20 protein-coding genes are annotated in these 20,779 nt (G+C 70.3%); 8 read left to right on the top strand and 12 right to left on the bottom strand.

All coding sequences use genetic code 11. From position 1 onward, the window contains the following. Positions 1-169: 169 nt before the first annotated feature. Genes CYL12_RS11975 through CYL12_RS11960 form a run of 4 tightly spaced genes read right to left on the bottom strand, consistent with a single transcriptional unit; the run spans position 170 to position 5,358 of the window. Positions 170-2,614, bottom strand: coding sequence for a CHAT domain-containing protein (locus CYL12_RS11975; protein ID WP_101847803.1), 2,445 nt, complete (start codon positions 2,612-2,614; stop codon positions 170-172). 48 nt (positions 2,615-2,662) lie between these two features. After that, positions 2,663-4,234, bottom strand: a complete 1,572-nt coding sequence (locus tag CYL12_RS11970) for a S8 family peptidase (protein WP_101847802.1) — start codon at positions 4,232-4,234, stop codon at positions 2,663-2,665. A gap of 48 nt (positions 4,235-4,282) precedes the next feature. Next, positions 4,283-4,738, bottom strand: coding sequence for a hypothetical protein (locus CYL12_RS11965; protein WP_101848785.1), 456 nt, complete (start codon positions 4,736-4,738; stop codon positions 4,283-4,285). Next, positions 4,735-5,358, bottom strand: coding sequence for an RNA polymerase sigma factor (locus tag CYL12_RS11960; protein ID WP_233486732.1), 624 nt, complete (start codon positions 5,356-5,358; stop codon positions 4,735-4,737). The genes CYL12_RS11965 and CYL12_RS11960 overlap by 4 nt, the downstream gene beginning before the upstream one ends. Before the next feature lie 117 nt (positions 5,359-5,475). Here CYL12_RS11960 and CYL12_RS11955 point away from each other — a divergent pair, with 117 nt between their 5' ends. Then, the gene (locus CYL12_RS11955) at positions 5,476-5,694 is read left to right on the top strand and encodes an SCO4848 family membrane protein (protein WP_101847800.1); all 219 of its coding nucleotides are present in this window, start codon (positions 5,476-5,478) and stop codon (positions 5,692-5,694) included. Between the two features lie 26 nt (positions 5,695-5,720). On the opposite strand, the gene CYL12_RS11950 is transcribed toward CYL12_RS11955, so the two are convergent. After that, a complete protein-coding gene (locus CYL12_RS11950; protein ID WP_101847799.1) occupies positions 5,721-7,019 on the bottom strand; it encodes an MFS transporter in 1,299 nt (432 codons plus the stop codon). Positions 7,020-7,089: 70 nt separating this feature from the next. On the opposite strand from CYL12_RS11950, the gene CYL12_RS11945 reads away from it, so the two are divergent. Continuing rightward, positions 7,090-7,680, top strand: a complete 591-nt coding sequence (locus tag CYL12_RS11945) for a winged helix-turn-helix domain-containing protein (protein WP_101847798.1) — start codon at positions 7,090-7,092, stop codon at positions 7,678-7,680. A gap of 1 nt (position 7,681) precedes the next feature. Here the strand turns inward: CYL12_RS11945 and CYL12_RS11940 are convergent, their stop codons facing one another. The 4 genes from CYL12_RS11940 to CYL12_RS11925 form a co-directional block, all read right to left on the bottom strand. Further along, positions 7,682-8,800 (bottom strand): FUSC family protein, encoded by a 1,119-nt coding sequence (locus CYL12_RS11940; RefSeq protein WP_233486731.1) that lies wholly within the window; start codon positions 8,798-8,800, stop codon positions 7,682-7,684. A 174-nt stretch (positions 8,801-8,974) separates the two neighbouring features. Continuing rightward, a complete protein-coding gene (locus CYL12_RS11935) occupies positions 8,975-9,661 on the bottom strand; it encodes a hypothetical protein (RefSeq protein WP_101847796.1) in 687 nt (228 codons plus the stop codon). Then, a complete protein-coding gene (locus CYL12_RS11930) occupies positions 9,661-10,578 on the bottom strand; it encodes an ABC transporter ATP-binding protein (protein ID WP_101847795.1) in 918 nt (305 codons plus the stop codon). Before CYL12_RS11930 ends, CYL12_RS11935 begins: the two co-directional genes overlap by 1 nt. Continuing rightward, positions 10,575-10,964, bottom strand: coding sequence for a GntR family transcriptional regulator (locus tag CYL12_RS11925; protein ID WP_101847794.1), 390 nt, complete (start codon positions 10,962-10,964; stop codon positions 10,575-10,577). The genes CYL12_RS11930 and CYL12_RS11925 overlap by 4 nt, the downstream gene beginning before the upstream one ends. Before the next feature lie 110 nt (positions 10,965-11,074). Here CYL12_RS11925 and CYL12_RS11920 point away from each other — a divergent pair, with 110 nt between their 5' ends. The 6 genes from CYL12_RS11920 to CYL12_RS11895 all read left to right on the top strand — a co-directional run bounded on the left by CYL12_RS11920 (position 11,075) and on the right by CYL12_RS11895 (position 18,685). Beyond that, on the top strand, positions 11,075-12,271 hold the full coding sequence (locus CYL12_RS11920; protein ID WP_101847793.1) for a class I SAM-dependent methyltransferase: 1,197 nt from the start codon (positions 11,075-11,077) through the stop codon (positions 12,269-12,271). A 330-nt stretch (positions 12,272-12,601) separates the two neighbouring features. Beyond that, positions 12,602-13,969, top strand: a complete 1,368-nt coding sequence (locus CYL12_RS11915; RefSeq protein ID WP_233486730.1) for a quaternary amine ABC transporter ATP-binding protein — start codon at positions 12,602-12,604, stop codon at positions 13,967-13,969. After that, on the top strand, positions 13,969-14,928 hold the full coding sequence (locus tag CYL12_RS11910; protein ID WP_101847792.1) for an ABC transporter permease: 960 nt from the start codon (positions 13,969-13,971) through the stop codon (positions 14,926-14,928). Before CYL12_RS11915 ends, CYL12_RS11910 begins: the two co-directional genes overlap by 1 nt. 172 nt (positions 14,929-15,100) lie before the next feature. Next, positions 15,101-16,009, top strand: a complete 909-nt coding sequence (locus tag CYL12_RS11905) for a glycine betaine ABC transporter substrate-binding protein (protein ID WP_101847791.1) — start codon at positions 15,101-15,103, stop codon at positions 16,007-16,009. Positions 16,010-16,151: 142 nt separating this feature from the next. After that, positions 16,152-17,129, top strand: a complete 978-nt coding sequence (gene bsh, locus CYL12_RS11900; protein WP_101847790.1) for a choloylglycine hydrolase — start codon at positions 16,152-16,154, stop codon at positions 17,127-17,129. Between the two features lie 56 nt (positions 17,130-17,185). Then, entirely contained in the window at positions 17,186-18,685 is a 1,500-nt protein-coding gene (locus CYL12_RS11895) for a lipase maturation factor family protein (RefSeq protein ID WP_101848784.1), read from the top strand. Positions 18,686-18,821: 136 nt separating this feature from the next. Here the strand turns inward: CYL12_RS11895 and CYL12_RS11890 are convergent, their stop codons facing one another. From CYL12_RS11890 to CYL12_RS11880, 3 genes are read right to left on the bottom strand one after another with little or no spacing between them, the layout of a single operon-like run. Next, positions 18,822-19,589 (bottom strand): ABC transporter permease, encoded by a 768-nt coding sequence (locus CYL12_RS11890; protein ID WP_101847789.1) that lies wholly within the window; start codon positions 19,587-19,589, stop codon positions 18,822-18,824. Next, a complete protein-coding gene (locus tag CYL12_RS11885) occupies positions 19,586-20,410 on the bottom strand; it encodes an ABC transporter ATP-binding protein (protein WP_101847788.1) in 825 nt (274 codons plus the stop codon). Before CYL12_RS11885 ends, CYL12_RS11890 begins: the two co-directional genes overlap by 4 nt. Then, the gene (locus tag CYL12_RS11880; RefSeq protein WP_101847787.1) at positions 20,407-20,778 is read right to left on the bottom strand and encodes a DUF1048 domain-containing protein; all 372 of its coding nucleotides are present in this window, start codon (positions 20,776-20,778) and stop codon (positions 20,407-20,409) included. The genes CYL12_RS11885 and CYL12_RS11880 overlap by 4 nt, the downstream gene beginning before the upstream one ends. Position 20,779: the final 1 nt, after the last annotated feature.

The raw sequence follows: 20,779 nt of genomic DNA, 5'->3' as shown, positions 1-20,779 counted from the left end.
GAGGCCCCGGAGCAGATGGTGTCCGTCTCGTCTTCCCGCTCCCCAGTGGCGTTTCCCCAGATCCGACGGCGCCTCCCTCGCGCCTCTCCCTTCGAGGCCCTTCGCCCGACACCTTCCGAAGAACAGGAGAGGGTGCCTGCGATTCTGATACCTCGATCCGAGAAAAATGTCAGAATCCGTTGCCGTGGCACTGGAACGGGGCGGAAACCCCCGTCGTCAGCGCGGCGCTCGCCAGCGCAGCGGCGGGGGAGGCTCCGGCGGCGAGCCCGCCGTGCACGGCCGTGAGAAGCTCGCAGGCGTCGTCGTCGGGCACGGTGACCGGAGCCGCGATGACGCAGTCCGCCCCGGCGTGCAGCCACACGCGCGTCATGCCCAGGGCCTCTTCCCCCCAGCGCACAGAGGAGCGACCCAGCTCGCACGCGGAGAGGATCACGGTCCGCGGCACCCGGGGGATGAGGTCGACGTCGTAGCCGAAGAGCACCCCGTCGGTGAGCTCGAACCCGGAGAACAGCGGGTTGTCGACCGCGTGTCGTCCGTGCGCGGCGATGTGGAGGACATCGACGGAGGCCGCCAGCTCGGTGGTGGCGGTGACCGTTGCCTCCGCACCGCGGAGCGAACGCGTCGTCTCTCGGCCCGTCCACGCTCCCGCCGCTCTCTCGATCTCCTCGGCTGCTCGGGGCACCCCACGCCCGGCCGCGAACCCCACCCTCGGGTCCGTGACGGCGGTGGTCCCGCCGTGGAGCCACCGCGACACGGAGGTCGCGAGGGTGAACGGCGCCCCCTGCATGCCGGGCAGCATCGCCCACGGCACCCCGCCGAGGATGCCGGGAACGGTGAGTACGAATCGCTCGGCGCCCGCGGCGGCTCGGCGCATCGGTCCGAGCAGCTCGTCGTCGAGGGTCGCGAGACGCGCTGCCAGAGCGCGTGCGGTCACCGGCCCCATGGCGCCGCCCCGCGTGAGCGCGGCCATGTCGAGGTCGGCGCGCAGGCCGTCGAGGGCGGTCCGCACCCGTGGCCAGGACAGGTCGACGAGGGTTGCGCCGCCGGGCCGCACCACCACCCCGTGCAGCCCGGAGCCGGTGTAGACGTAGGCGAGCACCGCCGCATCGGCAGGCAGGAGCGCGGAGGTCTCGGTCAGAGTCCTGCGCTCTCTGGTCGCCCCGGAGCCGGTGGCGGACCACTGTCGTTCCCGCACCCGGTCGCGGAGCGCGCGAACGGAGGGGTCGGTCGTCCAGTCCACCCCGGCGAGGTCGGCACGCAGCATCCGGAGCTCTGCGAGGTCGGCGGCGAGGGCGTCGTCGTGCGGCGGACGCACCGGGGCGACCTGCTGACTGAGGTGTCGGGCGCGCTCGGACCATTCGAACAGCGTGGCCGGGTCGCGGCGGCGGACGGCCGCGGCGAGACCCGTGTACACGAGATCGCTGGCGTGCATGGCCACGGAGGCCTGCAGATCGAGAGCCCCGAAGGACCGCTGCCATGCGGACAACAGATCGAGCCCCTCCGCGGCGGCCCGCAGAGCGTCCCCGTCGCGACCGCGTGCGGCCGCGCGGGCGGCGCGGACCTCCTGGGCCCGGAGCCGCAGCGGTGTCGGGGCGGAGGGGGGAACACGCGGGAGGCGTCCGTCACCGTCGCGGCGCGCGGTCAGCCGGAGAGCCGTGGCCTCCGTGCGGAAGCCGAATCGGTCGAGCTGCTGTGCCGCCCGTTCGAAGGCCGCCGCGTCCACGGGGCGGTCGGGATGGAGTCGCTGGCGGGCATCGAGCTCCACCGCCGTCGCACGGGCCGCCCAGCCGCTGCTGCCGAGGGCTGTGAACCGCCGGGCGGCGCTCCGGGCGGCGTGGGCCGCCGCCCGCGGATCGTGGCGGACGAGCGAGCGGGCGAGGTGGAACTCCGCCTCTCCCCGGGCCTGGCGCATCCGCTGGGCGCCGAACTGCACGGCCACACGGGCGAGCAGCGCCTCCGCTTCGGTCGTCAGCCCCGCATCGCGGAGCACCTCGGCGCGGTCGAGATCGCTGATGGCGGTGGCCAGGGCACTGGTTGCTGCGAACGTCGGACGGGACTCGGCCATGAGGCGCAGTGCCGACACGAGGTCGCCGCCGAGGAGCGCGGCATAGCCGAGGTTGTGCGTGGCCTCGGCGAGGGAGTCCCGTTCGTCGTGCGCCTCGTAGATCGCGATGGCCCGCCGGAGGTCGGCCATGCAGGTGTCCAGCTGATGGCGCTGCATCCGCACCACCGCCCGGTTCATCAGGCAGTTCGCGAGGGCCGGCGTCTCCGCGCCGGTCGCAGCGAGGGCATCGATCGCGGTGGTCAGGCTCGCCTCGGCCTCCTCCAGCCGCCCGCCGTGCATGAGGAGGGCGCCGAGCTGTCCGCCGAGGAGAGCGATGGTCTCCGCCTGCAGTCCGTCCCTGGCCAGCGCCTCCCGGCACAGAGCCTCCGCCGCCGAAGGCTCGCCGGTCTGCGCGAGCACGTATGCGGTGGTGCCGTCGATGCGCGCGCGGAGGTCGGCGTCGTCGGTGCGGGCGGCGGCCTTCTCCAGTTCCCGCCGGGCGCGGGTGAACTGTCGGGCGTTGGCCGCCTCGACGCCGCGTCGGTGCAGCGCGCGCGCGGACAGGGACATCCGTCCAGGATGCCGTGCCGGGGTGGTCGCACGGAAGGGCGCGAGGCGTCAGGACCTCTCGTGCGGCGTCGGCAGCGACGTCAGGACGGCGGTGACGGCCTTCGCGGCGACAGCGGGCTTCACCCCCTCGGCGGGGACGGCGCCGAGCTGGGCCGCGATCCGTCCGGCGATGTAGGGAGCCGCGAAGGAGGTGCCGCTCCACACGGCGAAGCCGCCTCGGTAGTCGTCCGGGTCGAGCGTCTCGCGCGGCAGCCCGTCGACGTCTGCGCGGGTCGCGGCCTGCGCGCCGCCGACGAAGGCCGGCGAGGTGCTGACCACCGCGGCCCCCGGCGCGTACACCTGCACCCACGGGCCGACGTTCGAGAACAGGGCGACGGAGTGCGCGGACGGGTTCAGGGCGCCGACGGAGACGTGCGGAGCCCCGTCGTCGGAGGGCAATCCGTTGTCCGCGCCGGGCCACGGCCACAGCGAGGCGGGGAAGGAGGGGCGGTCGATCGCGTCGTTGCCGGCCGAGCAGACGACCACGCAGCCGAGCTCCCTGGCCTTCGCGAGCAGCTCGTACAGGGTGGTGCTGAAGAGTCCGTCGGTCGGGGTCTCGTGGTAGTAGCTGAGGGAGAGATTCAGCACGTCGATCGGGAAGCCCGTCTTCGGATCCTCGCGATGCCGCCGCAGCAGCTCCACGACCTGCCCCACGGTTTCCAGGAGCGTGCTCTCGTCCACTACGCCGAGTGCGCCGGCGACGCGGATCGAGAGGATGTCGGCGTCCGGAGCGGCCTGACGTACGAGGCCCGCGATGAACGTGCCGTGCCCGGCGACCGCGTCGATCTCCCCGTCGAGCTGCCCGTAGAGGTCGGGGTAGCGCTCGGGATCGGCGTCGTCCGTGAAGCCCACGGGGATGCCGTCGAGCTCCACGTGCCGGGTGACGATGTCGGACGGCAGCCAGGCGTGCTCGCCGCACCCGGTGTCGAGGATCGCCACGACCGGCCGTCGTCCCCGCTTCGGGGCAGCCGTGCGAGCCGGCGCGGGACCGAGCCACGTGACCGGCTGCCGTGCCCCGCGTCCGGGCTCCAGGTAGTCGTCGCTGCCGCCTCCGCCGGGTGCCGCGCCGCGGACCGGGCTCGTCCGCGTGAACGGGTTCGTCCGGGTGAACGGGTTGGTTCGGGTGAAGGGATTGAGCCCGACGGGATCGATCGACAGCACGTGCTCGAGGCTGGTCCGCGGCATCGTCGAGCGGGACAGGCGCCGCGCTCGTTGCAGCACCCGCCACGCGTCCGGCGCCACCGGGGACTCGCCCCTGGTCGGTTCATCCGGCGTGGTCAGGCGCGCCCGCACGAAGCCCGCGACGCCGGGCACGAGCTCGCCGTTGCCCATCTCCCGCTCGCGGTCCTCGATCTCCAGGCGCCAGCCGAAGGAGTCGGCGGCGTCCCGCAGGGCGCGCAGCTCACGGTCGTATGCCTCCTGCTCGTCCAGGACACGCGTGATCAACAGGCGCTCCGGCAGGTAGGCGGTGGGGAACGCCCGGATCCCGTCCACCGGCTCGGTGCTGGGGTCGAGGGCGGTGCCGCGGCGGATCGATCCCTCCGCGCGGTCCTGCCAGGTCCATCCCTGGGGCTGTTCCATCGATCATCCTCTCCGTGGGGACGCCGGCGACATCGCCGGCATCGAGGGTCACAACTCGAACTGCGGGGTCTCGAGCGTGCGGGTCTCGTCGCCGACCGTCGCGGTCAGGCGCACGCGGCTGAGCCCTGGGGGCACCTCGTCGAACACGAACCGACCGGTCTCCGCCGGGGTCGTGCGGCGCTCGCGCGCGTCTTGCACGAGCACGATCTCTGCGGCGGCGGTGTCCACCCAGCCGTCGACCCGCCGCCGTCCGGAGGCGGTCGTCGTGACGTGGAGGAGGACGCTGGTGCCGCCGTCGCTGAACTGGAGGGTGAGAGCGTCGGTCTCGCCGCGTATCGCGCCGAGCGGCCCTTCCACGAGGGTGAGCAGGGCGTACTCGCGGTTGAGTCCGTCCGCCGCGACTGCGGCGACCATGCGGTCGATCAGCCCCGCAGGGACCGGATCAACCTCTCCCCACAGGCTGCGCAGGCGGGCGAACAGCCGGGCGTCGTCCTCGTCGCTCATGACCATCCCTCCGTCCGGGCGGCCGGGGTGTCGAGGAGGTCACGGAGCTTCGCGAGACAGCGGCTGCGGGTCGGGCCGATGCTGCCGACCGGCATCGACAGGTCGTGGGCGAGGCGGGCGTAGTCGGGGCGGTCCTCGAAGGCGATCACGCGAAGGAGGCGCTGGCATCGCTCGGCGAGGCGGCGGACGGCGGCCCAGAGCCGGCGGCTCTCGTCGTCGAGCGTGGCGTGCTCCTCGGCGGACGCCTGCTCCGGGAGGAGGAGGTCCAGGTCGTCGGACTCCGCCGTGTCGACGCGGCCGTTCGCCTTGCCGACCTTCCAGGCCTCGCGGCGGGCGGTGGTCGTCAGCCAGGCGGAGACGGCGCGGGGGTCGGCGATGGATCCATGTCCGCGCACGAGCTGCAGCCAGGTCGTCTGCACGACGTCCTCCGCGAGGGTGCGTTCGAGGCCGTAGGCGCGCACGACGTGCCAGAGCACGGGCGTCATGAGCCGCACCAGTTCGTCCATCGAGCGGCCGTCGCCATCGCGCCACGCATCGAACAGGTCCGCGGCGCGTTCCCAGCGTGCGCGCCCGTCGTCGGATGCCGGATCGGAGGCGGCGCCGGGGGCACCGTCGATCATGAAGCCCATTGTGATCACACCTACCAGGAGCACGGCAAGAGCACGGTGATACATGTCGCGGTCCAAGAATTCCGACGGTTGTTCGCGACGCGACGATGCCCTCGATAGCGTGGAGGGGTGATCGCCCTCGTCGTCGTGCTGTTCCTCAACGCCGGTTTCAACGTGCTGGTCTGGCCGAGGTTCTACAAGCGGGTCGCGAACGATCCGCGCGCCCGCGACGAGAACGGCAAGGCCACCCCGTTCCTCCGCGTGCACATCATCCTCATCGCGATCGCGCTGGCGCTCGCCGTGGCCTCCGCGGCGGCGGGAATCACCGTGCTCGCGGTCGCGCCCTAGCGCCCGGGCTCCGGCCTCCGCCCGCCTCAGTCCGCCTCGTACTGGGCGGCGTGCGCGGCCCATCGGGACTCGACCGGAAGGCTGCGGAGGGCGCGGTTCCCGATCGCGAGGGCAGCGGCCATCAGGCACAGGGCCGCGCAGAGCAGGATGGTGCCCTGGCGCCCGGCCCACGCGAGGCCAAAGCCGGCGATGAGGGGGGCGAGCGGCATCGCCCCCATCGCGAGCACCCCCATGGCGCTGTTCGCACGACCCAGCAGGCGTGACGGCGTGGCGACCATGAAGTAGCCCATCATCCCCGCATTGAGGGCGGGGACGAGGAGCACCGTGGCACCGAGGACGGCGGCGACGGCCCACGGCGCCGAGACGAACGACAGCGCGACGGCGCCGAGGGCGACGACCGTCAGCCCGACGATCGTGAGCGGGCCCGCCGGGATCCGCGGGACGAGCAGTGGGGCGACGATCGCGCCGACGAGCATCACGGCGCCGATGGCCGCGCTGACGGTTCCGATGAGCAGTTCGGAGTGCCCCGCCTGCTGCAGCGCGTAGACGGCGGTGGTGATCGCGGCGTTGAAGCCGAGGTTGACGATGGTCATGATGAGCATCACGCCGCCGAGGTCTGGGCGGGACAGCAGCCAGGCGAAGCCTTCGCGGAGTTCCCGCCAGGCGTTCGGGCGGACCACGGGCGCGTCGAGGTCTGCGTCCTCCTCGGCACCGGTGTCGGCGATGCCCGCTCGTCTGGTCTGACGGCCGAGCAGCCCGGCGGTCACGGCCGCGACGAGGTGGCAGGCGGTCATGACGACGCCGACGAGCCATCCGCCCACGCCGAGCAACAGCCCGCCCAGCGGCCCTCCGGCGAGCTGGAGGGCGGCATCGCGCCCCTGGTTCGCGGCCTGCGCGCGCCCCATCGCGTCGTCCGGGACGATCTCCTTCAGCGCGCTCTCCCCGGCGACATCGAAGAGGCCGCTGCGAGCGGCGAGCAGCACGTCGATCACGAGGAGGGTCGCGAAGGTGAGGGAGCCGCTGAGGGCGAGGAGTGTGAAAGCCCCGGCCAGCACGACACCCAGGAGCGAACCGACGAGCATGAGCACGATGCGCCGGTGCCGATCCGCGAGGATCCCGCCGACGAGGGTGAGCAGCACCCGCGCCACCATCCCCGCCCCCGCGATGATGCCGGCCTGCGCGGGGTCGTTCGTGACGATGAGGGCGAGGAGCGGGACGGCGAATCCGAACAGGGCGGACGCGAGTCCCTTGCTCGTGTCGCTGACGAGCCAGGTGAGATAGGGCGTGTTCCGCCACAGGCGGCGGGGGATCGTCGTGGTGCTCATGGCTCGACGATAGTTCCGCAATATAAGTTGCGCAACTATTGGTGCGCAATTGCGTGACTAGGATCGGGGGATGGCCGACGACGCGGAAACGACCTCCCGGGAGGACGCCGCCTTCATGACGTCGGCCATGCTCAAGGCCTACTCCCACCCGTTGCGCCGGCAGATCCTGCGCCTCATCTCGCGTCGCGGGTTCTTGCGGGCGGCGGACATCGCGACGGAGCTCGGCGTCCCTGCCAACAGCGCCAGCTTCCATCTGCGGGCCCTCGCGGAAGCCGCGCTCATCGAGGAGGCACCGGAGCAGGCCAGGGATCGTCGGGATCGCGTCTGGACAGGTCGGAAGGGCGCCCTCACGGTGGGCGGCCCCGACAACCCCGTGGTCGATGAAGCGCTCGGCGACGCGGTGGTGGCCGCGCTCGCGGAAGACCACGTCGACCTTCTGCGGCGGGTCATGGCCTGGACGCCAGAGTACGTCTCCGGCCGCACAGCCGAGGTGCACGCGTCATTCGTGCAGCGCACCATCCGCCTCACGGAGGCCGAGTTCGACGACGTGATGCACAAGATCAACGACGTGCTCTCCGCCGCGGACGCCGCGCACGACGACACCGACCCCGCGGGCCGCTACTGGCAGCTGGACATCGTCGTCGCCGACGACACCATCTGACTCACTCGTCCTCGTCGTCGGGGCGCTCGCCGCTGAGGATGAGGATGCGGCGAAGGTGCATCGCCGTCAGGACGCCCGGTCCCATCGAGCTGCGCACGTCGAATGTGCGGTCGTCGACCTTCTCCAGCAAGAGGCGGATCGCCCGCGCCGCCTCCCCGCGGCGGCGATGCGCCGCGCTCGACTGCGGGTCCTCCTCGGCGATGACGTCGGCCACCGCGTGGCAGGCCGCGGACAGCGGCTCGGGCAGCGCCGGGTCCAGGGGCATGCCGGCCGGACGCTCCCAGATCGTGTCGGCCGTCGCGTCGGCGATGTCGCGGATGAGATGCGCGATGCGGTCGAGCGTCGAGAGCTGTTCGTGGATGTGCGCGGTGCCGGCGTGCCGACGTCTCGCGCGGGGGTTGTAGCGGACGCTCTCGTCGGCTTCGGCCAGGGCGGCGCGGAGGTCGGCGGTGGTCTCGGCGAGGGCCTCGGCGTCGTCGGCCCACTGCGCTGTCTCCGGCGGCCAGGATTCCGAGACCGCGGAGCCGATATCGTGCAGGTGGCCCGCGAGCTGCCGGCGGAACTCCTCGACCCGCGTTTCCGCCGATCCGATCAGCGGAGCCGGGGCGAACAGGAGGTTGACCACCAGGCCGATCACGACCCCGACTCCCATCTGGGCCAGGTATCCGAGGGAGTACTCATCGGCGTTCTGGCCGCCGATGATGAGGACGAACAGCGCCGCCATCGGGACGTACTCCTTGCCGACGCCGAACCACCCGGTGCCGGAGACGAGGACGCCGAGACCGACGACGAGGGGGATCGTCCACCACGTCGGTCCGACCGTGAGCACGATGAGGGCGGCCAGGCCGATACCCGTCGCGAGCCCGAACAGCGTCTGCAGGCTCGACCGCATCGACCCCATGAGGGTCGGGTACATGCTCACGAGCGCGCCGAGGGGCGCGTAGTACGGGTACTCGTCGGTGACGCCCGGCATGTGCGGCGCGATGGTCCACGCGAGACCGACGGCGAGGGCCGTCTTCGCCACCAGGAGCAGGCGCGCGGGGCGGACCGCCTCGCGGACGGTGCGAGCGAGGTACGAGCGACGCTCGCGGACGCGCAGGCGCGAAAGGTCGGGTGTCACGTCATCCTCTCCTCGCGGCGGTCGGGTGGTCCTCTCTGGCGAGGATAGGGCGGCAGGCGGCGTGCGGCCACCCGGTTGCCCCGGCCCCGGGCGCCGGGTAGAGGGCGGCCGAACGCGGATGCCGCGACCGCGCGGGGTGCGCGGCCGCGGCATCCGCGGATTCCGATCCTCACGTCAGGGCGTGGCCCGACGGAAGGCGAGGAAGGAGATGCCGCTGAGGACGGCGACCACCACGAGTCCCCACAGGGCCAGGCCCACCGCTCCGAGGTCGAGGATGCCGAGCCACACGTCTCCCCACAGCTCGAGCCGCGTCACGAGGAACACGACCCCGACGAGGATGAGCGCCAGAGCCACGCCCACGATGGTCAGCACCATCGGCCCCCAGCTCTTGTAGATCGTCGCGCCGGTGAAGCCGATCACGAAGAAGAACAGAGCGAGCGTGAAGTAGACGACGAAGGCGCCGAGCGGGCCGGCCTCCCACAGCCACGGCAGGTGGAAGACCCAGCCGTTCACGCCGTAGCCGTTCGTGGCCAGCTCGATCGCGCCCCCGATGAGGAACAGGATGCCGAGCAGGGCGCTGCCCAGGATGGCGGTGAGGAGCGTCCCGATGAAGAACTCTCGCCGGGTGACGCTCATCGCCTGCGAGAACGGGAATGTCAGGGTCATGGCCGACATGCCGATGGCGAAGAAGTACCACAGCGGCGCCTGACCGCCTCCGCCGTACTTGGGGGCGTCACCGGGGATCATCGCGTAGATGAGGACCGAGATCACCACGGCCGAGCCGAGGATGATCAGCGGGACCCAGACGAAGGTCTGCCGGTTGATGAGCTGCAGGCGGATGACGTTGAGTGTGCGTCGCATCAGCGGACTCCTTCCGTGGTGGCTTCGGCCCTGCTGCTGGGGTGGGCCTCGGCCTTCTGCGTGAGGCGGACGATGAGCTGCTGCAGCGAGACGGGGGCGAGGTCGAGGCCCGCGGCCCGCACCTCGGCTCGGTCTTCCGCGGTGAGCGCACCGAGAACGGTGACCGAGGCGACGCGGCCGAGCTCGTCCCGGTGCAGGACCTCTCGGCCGGCGGTCCAGGCGTCGACCTTGGCGGCGTCGCCGACGACGGTCACGGCACGGTCGCGGACGGCATCCGTGTCCTCGTTGAGGAGGATCTGACCGTTGTCGATCACGATGACCTTCTCGATGAGGTTCGCGACCTCGTCGATCAGGTGCGAGGAGAGGATGATCGTGCGCGGATGCTCCGCGTAGTCCTCCACGAGCCGGTCGTAGAAGATCTGTCGGGCGACGGCATCGAGCCCGAGGTAGGGCTCGTCGAAGAACGTGATCTCGGCGCGGGAGGCCAGGCCGATGATGACGCCGACGGCGGAGAGCTGCCCGCGGGAGAGCTTCTTGATGGTCTGCTTCATCGGCAGCTGGAACTCCGCGATGAGCTCGTCCGCGAGGTCCTGGTCCCAGTGCGGGAAGAACAGGCGCGCGGCGGCGAACGCGTGCCGCGGGGTCGCGTCGTCCGGGTACTTCTGGCTCTCCCGGACGAAGCAGATCCGCCCGAGCACGTGCGCGTTCTCGTACGGGTGCTCGCCGAACACCTTCACGGTGCCGGAGGACTCGAAGTTCTGCGCCGTGAGGATCGACATGAGTGTCGTCTTCCCGGCACCGTTGCGGCCGAGGAGCCCGTAGATCGAGCCTCCCTCGAGCGAGAGGGACACGTTGTCGAGCGCCCTCTTCTCCTTGTAGCGCTTGGTGAGGTTCTGCACCTCGATGACGGCGGTCATGCGGGGTTCTTCCCTTCTGGGGTGGGGGCGAGTGCGGCGCGCTGCCGGAGCAGGTCCGCGAGGTCTTCCGCGCCGAGACCCAGCGTGCGGGCCTCCGCGAGGAGCGGATCGATGTAGCGGTCGGCGAAGGCCGCCCGGCGCTCGCCGAGGAGCATCTCCCTGGCGCCTTCCGAGACGAACATGCCGATGCCTCGGCGCTTGTGGAGCACTCCCTTGTCGGTGAGCATGGCGACTCCCTTCGCGGCGGTGGCGGGGTTGATGCGGTAGAACGCGGCGAGCTCGTTCGTCGAAGGGGCCTGCGCCTCCTCGGCCAGCGAGCCGTCGAGGATCGAGTCCTCGATCTGCTCGGCGATCTGGAGGAAGAGCGGTTTGCCTTCTTCGATCACGAGTCCTCCGTGGTTTCTGGGTTACTTACTCAACTAAGTAACCACAGAACCCGCGTTCGTGTCAACGGTGAGCTGGCAGCGGGTCGAGGCGGGCCGCGTACAGTGGGCTGGTGCCGGAGTTCCCCTACAGTCGTCTGCGTCGCTGGCCCGACGTCGAAGCGGACAACCTCCAGGCCCACGATGCGACCGACCTGCTGCTTGTCGATCGAGCGCTCGCCGCGGGCGTCGCAGGCGACCGGATCGTGGTCATCGGAGACGAGTACGGCGCGATCACCCTCGCGCTGACCGCGGCCGGTCTCTCCGGGATCCGGGTGCATCAGGACCTCGCCTCCGGACGTCGCGCGCTCGCCCGGAACGCGGACGAGCTGGCGCTCGGCGGATTCATCCCGCACGAACTCGACGAGAGCCTGCTCGCCGGTGCGCGCCTCGTGCTGCTGCAGCTGCCGAAGGCTCTCGCTGAACTGGAGGAGATCGCGGATGCGGTCGCCCGGTGGGCCGCTTCCGACGCCGTGCTCATCGCCGGAGGCCGGGTGAAGCACATGACCCTCGCCCAGAACGAGGTGCTGGGTCGGAGCTTCGCCGAGGTGCAGCCGCAACGCGCCGAGCGGAAGTCGCGGCTGCTCGTCGCCACCGGTGCCCTCCCGGTAGCCGAGTCCCCGCCGTTCCCGGTCTCCGCGCGGCACGGCGGCCTCGTCCTCGTGGCCCACGGCGGCGCCTTCGCCGGGGCCCGCCTCGACATCGGCACCCGGGTCTTGCTCGAGGCGCTCGACCTCGACGGTTCACAACTCAGGAGAACGGAGGCGACACGCCCCGAGAACGCGCCGAACGGCGGTGCGAGCGCCCGATCTTCCGGAGTTGTGAACGGCCCCGGCCGCCGCGTGCTCGACCTCGGCTGCGGGACCGGAGCGCTCGCCGTGTCCTGGGCGCTCGCCCGCCCGGACGACCGGGTCGTCGCCACGGACCGCTCGGCCGCCGCCGTCGCCTCTGCGCGAGCCACGATGATCGCGAACGGGGTGGCCGACCGGGTCCAGGTCACTCACGACGACGCGGGCTCCGAGCTTTCGGATGCCTCCTTCGACGCCGTCCTCCTGAACCCGCCATTCCACCTCGGCGCCAGCGTGCACACGGGTGCCGCGACCCGCCTGTTCCATGCCGCCGCGCGCCTGCTCCGCCCCGGCGGAGAGCTGTTCACGGTGTACAACTCGAGCCTCGGATACCGGGCCGAGCTGACCCGCCTGATCGGTCCCACGGAGCAGCTCCGACGCACTCCGAAGTTCACGGTGACCCGCACCGTCCGGCGCCCATGACGCCGCCGCGACGAGATTGCTAGACGCTCGTACTATCCCCCGGTCAGCGGCGGAAACCCGGGCACGTCCCCGGCGCAGGATTTGCCGCTGACCGGCCATTTCGTTACGTTGGTCTGCGGGCCTGACGGCCCATAGACCAGTCCGCGGTCACGTCCTTCCTTCGATGAGCTGTGCGGCGAAGAGGCGTGGGCGTACGGTCGATCCCCTCTGCGGCGGATCCGAAATCCGCCGCCTGTGCCGCCACAGCGAAGACGTCGAACGGCCTCGTGAGGATCACCCGGGCGTGACCGAAGCAGGCTCAGCCACCCGAAGCCGAGCCGCAGGGGAAACGTGTCCGAAACAGCACTCGAAGCGCGCCATCTGTACAAGGTGTTCGGGAGGAATCCGAGCACCGCCGTCCGCCGACTGAAGGCCGGGGAGAGCCGCACGGCCGTCGCCGACGCGGGGACCGCCGCCGTCATCGACGCCAGCTTCACCGTCAACCGCGGTGAGATCTTCGTCATCATGGGCCTGTCCGGATCGGGCAAGTCGACCATCATCCGCATGCTGAACGGCCTGCACGACATCACCGCCGGCGCCGTCACCGTGGGCGGCGACCCGATCACGGGGATCCCGGCCGCGCGCCTGCGCGAGATCCGCCGCGACCGCATCTCGATGGTGTTCCAGCACTTCGCGCTGCTGCCGCACCGCACGGTCGCCGCGAACGTCGCCTACCCGCTCGAGCTCAAGGGGGTCGGCAAGGCCGAGCGCCAGGCCAAGGCCGAGGAGATCCTCGCCCTCGTCGGCCTCGAGGGCCAGGGCGACAAGCTGCCCTCCGAGCTGTCCGGCGGCATGCAGCAGCGCGTGGGCATCGCTCGCGCCCTCGCCGCCGACAGCGACATCCTGCTCATGGACGAGGCCTTCAGCGCGCTCGACCCGCTGATCCGCCGCGAGATGCAGGAGCAGCTCCTGGAGCTGCAGCAGAAGCTCCAGAAGACCATCGTCTTCATCACGCACGACCTCAACGAGGCCATGTTCCTCGGTGACCGCATCGCCGTCATGCGCGACGGTCGCATCGTGCAGATCGGCACGCCGGAGGACATCCTCATGGACCCGGCGAACGATTACGTCGAGCAGTTCGTGCAGGACGTCGACCGTGCCCGCGTGCTCACCGCCGCGAACGTCATGGAGCGTCCGCGCCCCGTCGTCGCCGAGTCGGCCGGTCCCCGCACCGCGCTCCGCCAGATGCGCGACGCCTACATGTCGGCGACCTACGTGGTCGGCAAGGACCGCCAGCTGGTGGGCGTGGTCACCGACCGCGACGCCGTGAAGCTCGTCCGCCAGGGCGCCACGCGCCTCGACTCCATCATCAAGCCGGTGCTGCAGAGCGTCCGCGAGGACGACGTGCTCATGAACCTGTTCGTCCCCGCCGTCGAGTCGCCGCTGCCCCTCGCGGTGACGGATGCCGACGGCCGCCTCGCGGGCGTGATCCCGCGCGTCACCCTGCTCGCGGCGCTCGGTCCCGGGCCCGGAGCGACCGAGGAGATCCTGCTGCCGATGACCCCCATGCCCCAGGCCGAGATCGACGCCGTGCTCGACGACGGATGGACGGCCGAGCCCGGCCCTTCGACGAGCTCAGGGACCCAGGCCGGGTTCGGCTCAGGGACCCAGGCCGGGTTCGGCTCAGGGACCCAGGTCGACACGGAGGAGGTGCGCTGATGGACGGTTTCCGCATTCCTGTGGGCGACTGGGTCGCCGCTGGCGTCGACTGGATCACCGCCAACCTCGACGGCCTGCTCGACGCGGTCTCGTTCGTGGTGAGCTTCCTCGTCGACGGCCTCACGCGCCTGCTCCTCACCCCGCATTTCGCGGTCATCATCGTGATCGCGGCGCTCATCGCCTGGGTCGTGCGCTCGTGGCAGCTCGCGATCGGCACGATCCTGTCGTTCGGGCTCATCGTCGCCATGGACCTCTGGGTCCCGGCGATGCAGACGCTCGCCCTCGTGCTGGTCGCTGCCGTCGTTGCCGTGCTGATCGCGGTGCCGCTCGGCATCTGGTCGGCGCGCAACGCGACGGTGCGCGCGACGCTGAAGCCGGTGCTCGACTTCATGCAGACCATGCCGGCCTTCGTCTACCTGATCCCCGCGATCGTGTTCTTCGGCATCGGCGTGGTCCCCGGCCTGGTCGCGACCGTGATCTTCGCGCTGCCTCCCGGCGTGCGCCTGACCGAGCTGGGCATCCGCGGCGTCGACGCGGAGACCGTCGAGGCCGGACACGCCTTCGGGGCGACGCCGGGCCAGATCCTCCGCGGGATCCAGCTGCCGCTGGCGATGCCGACCATCATGGCCGGCGTCAACCAGGTCATCATGCTCGCGCTGTCGATGGCGGTCATCGCCGGCATGGCGGGCGCCGACGGCCTCGGGAAGATGGTCGTCGAGGCGATCTCGACGATCAACATCCCCAAGGGCGTCGAGGCGGGACTGGGCGTCGTGCTCATCGCCGTGTTCCTCGACCGGGTGACGGCCGCTCTGGGCGCCCCCGGCGAGAACCGCTCCTCGCTCCTCGGGATGCTGAAGCGCCGCGGTTCGTCCCGTCCTTCCGCTCCCGCGGCGTCGGAGCCCGCCCCCGCTGCGCCCGCCGAGTCCGCTCCCACCGAATCCGAGCTCGCCCGCGCCTGAGCGCCCCTGTCCCGCGGCCCTCGTTTCTGTCCCCCACCCCCTTACGTCCGGTGCGGGACGGAAAAGGGGCCCCGGGGCGCGGATTCCGGCACGGTTTCAATCCCGGCACAGCTGTCCCGCGGACTCGTCCGCACCTCCTGAATCACATACGGAACGCAAGAGAGAGAGTCACATGAAGAAGAAGATCCTGACCATCACGGCCCTCGGCGCCGCAGCATCGCTCACCCTCGCCGGATGCAGCGGCGACGGCGCCGGTGGTACGAGCGGCGGCGGCGACGCCGCCGAGGACAAGGGCACCATCACCCTCGGATTCCTGCCTTCCTGGACGGACGGCCTCAGCACCGCCTACCTCCTGCAGGACCAGCTCGAGAAGATCGGCTACACGGTCGAGATGAAGACCCTCACCGAGGCCGGACCGCTCTACACCGGGCTCGCGCAGGGTGACGTCGACATGTACCCGTCGGCCTGGCCGGAGCTCACGCACGCCTCCTACATGGACACCTACGGCGACGACATCGAAGACCTCGGCACGTACTACGAGAACGCCAAGCTCACCCTCGCCGTGCCGGAGTACTCCGACCTCACCTCGATCGAGGACCTCGCGGGCAAGGGCGCCGACTTCGACGGCAAGATCTACGGCATCGAGCCGGGTGCGGGTCTGACCGCCCAGACCGAGAAGATGATGCCGGAGTACGGTCTCGACGGCGAGTACGAGCTGGTGACCTCGTCGACCGCGGCGATGCTCACCGAGTTGAAGACCGCGACCGACAAGCAGGAGGACATCGTCGTCACGCTGTGGCGTCCGTTCTGGGCCAACGACGCCTTCCCCGTGAAGGACCTCGAGGACCCGAAGGGCGCCATGGGCGAGGCCGAGGGCCTGCACTTCCTGGGCACCACCGGCTTCGCGGACGAGTTCCCCGAGGCGGCGGAGCTGATCAAGAAGATCCAGCTCGACGACGAGCAGTACGGCGCGCTCGAAGACCTCGTGGTCAACGAGTACGGCGAGGGCAAGGAAGCCGACGCGGTCGACGCGTGGCTCGAGGAGTACGGCGACCAGTTCGACTGGACCGTCACCAGCTGACACCCGTCGCACGTCTCGAAGGAGGGTCTTCCGCACCGGGAGGCCCTCCTTCGTCGTCGGCCCCCTTATGCGCGCGCCCGGAAGGTGGAAGCATGGCCCGCACTCGCCGGCCCGCCCGGGTCGCGGAGGGGGGAAGAGAACGATGTGCACAGGACTGAGCTTCACGACCGCCGACCACTACTTCGGGAGGAATCTCGATCTCGAGTTCTCGTACAACGAGACGGTGACCGTCACACCGCGGAACTTCCCGTTCCCGTTCCACCGGTTGCCGTCGCTGCCGACGCATCACGCGATCATCGGTATCGCGACGATCGCCGACGGCTACCCGCTGTACTACGACGCCGTCAACGAGAAGGGGCTCGGCATGGCCGGACTCAACTTCCCGGACAACGCGCACTATCCGGCGCCGGGGTCGGGCGACGCGGAGGTCACGCCGTTCGAGTTCATCCCCTGGGTCCTCGGACAGTTCGAGACGGTGACCGAGGTGAAGGAGGCCCTGCGGTCGGTGAGTCTCGTGGACATCGACTTCAGCCCGGAGTTCCCGCTGTCGCCGCTGCACTGGATCATCGCCGACAAGAGCGCGTCGATCACCGTCGAGAGCGTGCGCGGCGGCCTCAAGGTCTACGACAACCCGTGGGGCGTGCTCACGAACAACCCCACGTTCGACATCCAGAGCTTCCGCCTCAACGACTATCAGCACCTCTCGAAGCGGCAGCCGGAGAACACCTTCGCCTCTGACGTGCCGATGGACCTCTACAGCCGCGGTATGGGCGGGATCGGGCTGCCGGGCGACCTGTCGTCGTCGTCGCGATTCGTGAAGGCGGTGTTCACGCGCATGAACGCGGTGTGCGGGACGACGGAGTCGGAGTCGATCAGCCAGTTCTTCCAGATCCTCGGCTCGGTCGCCCAGCAGCGCGGCTGCGTGCAGGTCGGCGACGAGGAGAAATACGAGATCACCATCTACTCGTCGTGCGCCAACACCGCCACGGGCGTGTACTACTACACGACCTACGAGAACAGCCAGATCACCGGTGTGGACATGCACAAGGAGGATCTGGACAGTACGGACCTCGTCGCCTATCCGCTCGTGAAGGGGCAGCAGATCGCGATGCAGAACTGATCTCCGCTTCACGCAACCCCCTCATCGAAGGGCCGGCCGCGGCGTAGCCTGTGGCCGTGGACGGGTTCGCGGCGATCGACTTCGGGTTCGCCCGCGAGGTCCTGCAGCGGGGCATCGCGGCGCTGTACCTCGTCGCGTTCGTCTCGACGCTGAACCAGTTCCGTCCGCTCCTCGGCGAGCACGGGCTCCTGCCCGCGCCCGTGCTGCTCGACTGGGTGGCGCAGAAGCGCGAGCGCCGGAAGCTGCTGCACCCCACGCTGTTCAGCCGGGTCCGCTACACGGACCGGCGCCTGGTCACGCTGTGCGGGGCGGGGGTCATCATCGCCGCCCTGCTCATCGTCGGGGTGCCGCAGCTCGGACCGCCGTGGGTGCCGATGCTGGCCTTCCTCGCCCTGTGGTTCGGCTACATGTCGGTGGTGAGCATCGGGCAGACCTTCTACTCGTTCGGGTGGGAGATGCTGCTGCTGGAGGCGGGGTTCCTCGCGGCCTTCCTCGGCTCGAACGACCAGCCGCCGCCGACGGTCGTGATCGTGCTCTTCTGGTGGCTGCTGTTCCGGCTGGAGTTCGGGGCCGGGATGATCAAGATCCGCGGCGGACGCGAGTGGCGCGACCTCACCGCGATGACCTTCCACCACGAGACGCAGCCGATGCCCGGGCCGCTGAGCCGCCAGGCGCATCTGCTGCCGCGGTGGTTTCACAAGCTCGAGGTCGTCGGCAACCACGTCGCGCAGCTCGTCGTGCCGTTCTTCCTCTTCGCCCCGCTCCTCACTCTCTGGCTCCCCGACAGCGCGGGGGTCCCTGAGCTCGCCGAAGGGGCCGCGTGGGTCGGTGCCGTCGCCGGGGGGATCGTGATCGCGACGCAGCTGTGGCTCGTGCTCACCGGGAACTTCGCGTGGCTGAACTGGGCGACGATCGTGCTCGCGTTCTCCGCGATCGGCCTCCCCGGCATCGGATCTCCGGAGCGGACGCCGGAGACCTCGCTGCCGTGGACCGTATCCGGGATGCCGTTGTGGTGGGTCGTGGTGACCTCGGCGGTCGGGGTGCTGTTCGTCGTGCTGAGCGTGCCCGCGGTGCGCAACCTCTTCGCCCGACGGCAGCTCATGAACGCGAGCTTCAACCGCTTCCAGCTCGCCAACGCCTACGGAGCCTTCGGCACCGTCACCCGGGAGCGGGTCGAGATCGTCATGGAGGGGTCGGATGACGAGGAAGGCCGGCACTGGCGCGAGTACGAGTTCCGGGGGAAGCCGGGGGACGTGCGGCGGATCCCGCGGCAGTTCGCTCCGTATCATCTGCGGCTGGACTGGCTGATGTGGTTCCTGCCGCTCGGACACTCGCTGGACGACTGGTTCTCCGTGTTCCTCGTGCGGCTCCTGGAGGCGGATCCCGCGACGCTGCGGATGCTGCGCGTCGACCCGTTCCACGGTGCGCGGCCGCGGTGGGTGCGCGCCGTGTCGTACCGCTACCGCTTCACGACCCGCGCCGAGCACCGAGCCGACGGCGCCGTCTGGGTCCGGACCGGTCGCCGCGTCGTGCTCGGTCCGGTCGGTCTCCGCTGACTTCGAGTCGCGGCCCTTGCTCCAGATCCGGGCCGGATGGAGCCGATCGGGCGATTCGAACGGCGGCCGAGCGCGGCGAAACGCCCCGGCCGGGGAAGAGTCCCCGGTCGGAGCGTTCCGTCTCGCTGGGCGTCGATCAGCTGACCTTCTTTCGGTACGAGATGATCGCGAACACGTAGGCGACCACGAGGATCCCGACGCACCAGGCGAGAGCGACCCAGATGTCGGACCCGACCGGCTCCCCCGCGAACAGCGCCTGGATGGAGTTGACGATCGAGGTCACCGGCTGATTCTCGGCGAACCACTGCACCGGTGCCGGCATGGTGTCGGTCGGCACGAACGCCGAGCTGATGAACGGGAGAAAGATCAGCGGATACGAGAAGGCGCTCGCGCCGTCGACCGTCTTCGCGTTCAGACCCGCGATGATCGCCAGCCAGGTGAGTGCCAGGGTGAACAGCATCAGGATGCCGATCACTCCGAGCCAGGCCCAGACGCTCGCCCCGGTGCGGAAGCCCATCAGGAACCCGACCCCGAAGATGATCGCGAGGGTGATGGCGTTCGCCGTGAGAGACGTCAGCACGTGGGCCCACAGCACGCTCGACCGGGCGATCGGCATGGAGTGGAACCGCTCGAAGATGCCGCTCTGCATATCGGTGAAGAGCCGGAAGGCCGTGTAGGCGATGCCCGATGCGATCGCGATGAGCAGGATGCCCGGGAGGAGATAGTTCACGTAGTTCTCGGCGCCGGTGCTCTGCTGGAGGGCACCGCCGAAGACGTACACGAACAGGAGCATCAGCGCGATCGGAGTGACCGCCGTGGTGATGATCGTGTCGGGGCTGCGGAAGATGTGCCGCATCGAGCGGCCGGTGAGCGTCGCCGTGTCGGCGGCGAAGTGCGTGGTCATGCGGCGTCTCCTCTCTGAATCTGGGTCCCCGCCTGGGTCCCTGAGTCCGCCTGGGTCCCTGAGCCCGTCGAAGGGGGGCCGATGAGGGTGAGGAAGATCTCCTCGAGGCTGGGCTGCTTCTCGACGTACTCGACCTTCGCGGGCGGGAGCAGCCGCTTCAGTCCGGCGAGGGTGTCGTTCGCGATGATGCGGCCCTCGTGCAGGATCGCGATGCGGTCGGCCAGCTGCTCCGCCTCATCGAGGTACTGCGTGGTGAGCAGGACGGTCGTGCCACTGCTTGCGAGCTCCTTCACCACGTCCCACACCTCGATGCGGGATTCCGGGTCGAGGCCCGTGGTCGGCTCGTCGAGGTAGATGACCTCGGGGTCGCCGACCAGGCTCATCGCGATGTCGAGCCGGCGACGCATGCCGCCGGAGTAGGTACCGACCTTGCGGCTTCCGGCGTCGGTGAGTCGGAAACGCGCGAGGAGCCGATCGGCCACCGCGCCGGGGTCGGACAGGTGTCGCAGCTTCGCGACGAGCACGAGGTTCTCGCGCCCGGTGAGGATCTCGTCGACCGCGGCGAACTGCCCGGTGAGGCTGATCTTCTCCCGAACGCCGAGGGGATTCGCGGCGACGTCGATGCCCTGCACCGTCGCCGTGCCGGCATCCGCCTTCAGCAGCGTGGAGAGGATGCGCACCATGGTGGTCTTGCCGGCGCCGTTCGACCCGAGGAGGGCGAAGATCGATCCCCGCTCCACCTCGAAGTCGACGCCGCGCAGCACGTGCAGATCCTTGTAGGACTTCTCGATGCCCTGCACCGAGAGGGCTGGCGTCGTCATGACTCGTCCTCCTTCTTCTTCGCCTCCGCGACCGCCTTCTTCAGCCGCGCGCGCTCCTTGTCGACCCACTGCGTCCCGCCGTAGGCCTCGGCGTAGTTCTCGGCGAACTCGACGGGGTCGTCGCCGATGATGTCGTCGATCGGGGTGCGGTCGATTGCGGCGCGCTCCCACAGATCGGCGAGGTCGAGGAAGATCTGCACGAGGGTGTCCCCGTCGGTGATCCCCCCGTAGTACATGGTGTAGCGATGCTGGGCGTTGGCGACCGTGCGGTAGGGCTCCGGCAGAGCCTCGATCCGCGCCTTCGCCTGCTTGTACTGCTTCTTCTGCTCGAGCGATCCGGTGAGCGCTTCGATCCACTTGGCGGCCATG

It is taken from the genome of Zhihengliuella sp. ISTPL4 (genome assembly GCF_002848265.1).
Taxonomy (GTDB): domain Bacteria; phylum Actinomycetota; class Actinomycetes; order Actinomycetales; family Microbacteriaceae; genus Microbacterium.
The sequence above is the reverse complement of the archived record's forward strand: the minus strand, read 5'-3'. Positions and strand labels throughout refer to the sequence as shown.

Excerpts from the sequence above, each read along its gene's own strand:
- CYL12_RS11975 (WP_101847803.1), bottom strand. The coding sequence starts at position 2,614 with ATGTCCCTGTCCGCGCGCGCGCTGCACCGACGCGGCGTCGAGGCGGCC.
- CYL12_RS11970 (WP_101847802.1), bottom strand. The coding sequence starts at position 4,234 with ATGGAACAGCCCCAGGGATGGACCTGGCAGGACCGCGCGGAGGGATCG.
- CYL12_RS11965 (WP_101848785.1), bottom strand. The coding sequence starts at position 4,738 with ATGAGCGACGAGGACGACGCCCGGCTGTTCGCCCGCCTGCGCAGCCTG.
- CYL12_RS11960 (WP_233486732.1), bottom strand. The coding sequence starts at position 5,358 with ATGATCGACGGTGCCCCCGGCGCCGCCTCCGATCCGGCATCCGACGAC.
- CYL12_RS11950 (WP_101847799.1), bottom strand. The coding sequence starts at position 7,019 with ATGAGCACCACGACGATCCCCCGCCGCCTGTGGCGGAACACGCCCTAT.
- CYL12_RS11945 (WP_101847798.1), top strand. The coding sequence starts at position 7,090 with ATGGCCGACGACGCGGAAACGACCTCCCGGGAGGACGCCGCCTTCATG.
- CYL12_RS11935 (WP_101847796.1), bottom strand. The coding sequence starts at position 9,661 with ATGCGACGCACACTCAACGTCATCCGCCTGCAGCTCATCAACCGGCAG.
- CYL12_RS11930 (WP_101847795.1), bottom strand. The coding sequence starts at position 10,578 with ATGACCGCCGTCATCGAGGTGCAGAACCTCACCAAGCGCTACAAGGAG.
- CYL12_RS11910 (WP_101847792.1), top strand. The coding sequence starts at position 13,969 with ATGGACGGTTTCCGCATTCCTGTGGGCGACTGGGTCGCCGCTGGCGTC.
- CYL12_RS11905 (WP_101847791.1), top strand. The coding sequence starts at position 15,101 with ATGAAGAAGAAGATCCTGACCATCACGGCCCTCGGCGCCGCAGCATCG.
- bsh (WP_101847790.1), top strand. The coding sequence starts at position 16,152 with ATGTGCACAGGACTGAGCTTCACGACCGCCGACCACTACTTCGGGAGG.
- CYL12_RS11890 (WP_101847789.1), bottom strand. The coding sequence starts at position 19,589 with ATGACCACGCACTTCGCCGCCGACACGGCGACGCTCACCGGCCGCTCG.
- CYL12_RS11885 (WP_101847788.1), bottom strand. The coding sequence starts at position 20,410 with ATGACGACGCCAGCCCTCTCGGTGCAGGGCATCGAGAAGTCCTACAAG.
- CYL12_RS11880 (WP_101847787.1), bottom strand. The coding sequence starts at position 20,778 with ATGGCCGCCAAGTGGATCGAAGCGCTCACCGGATCGCTCGAGCAGAAG.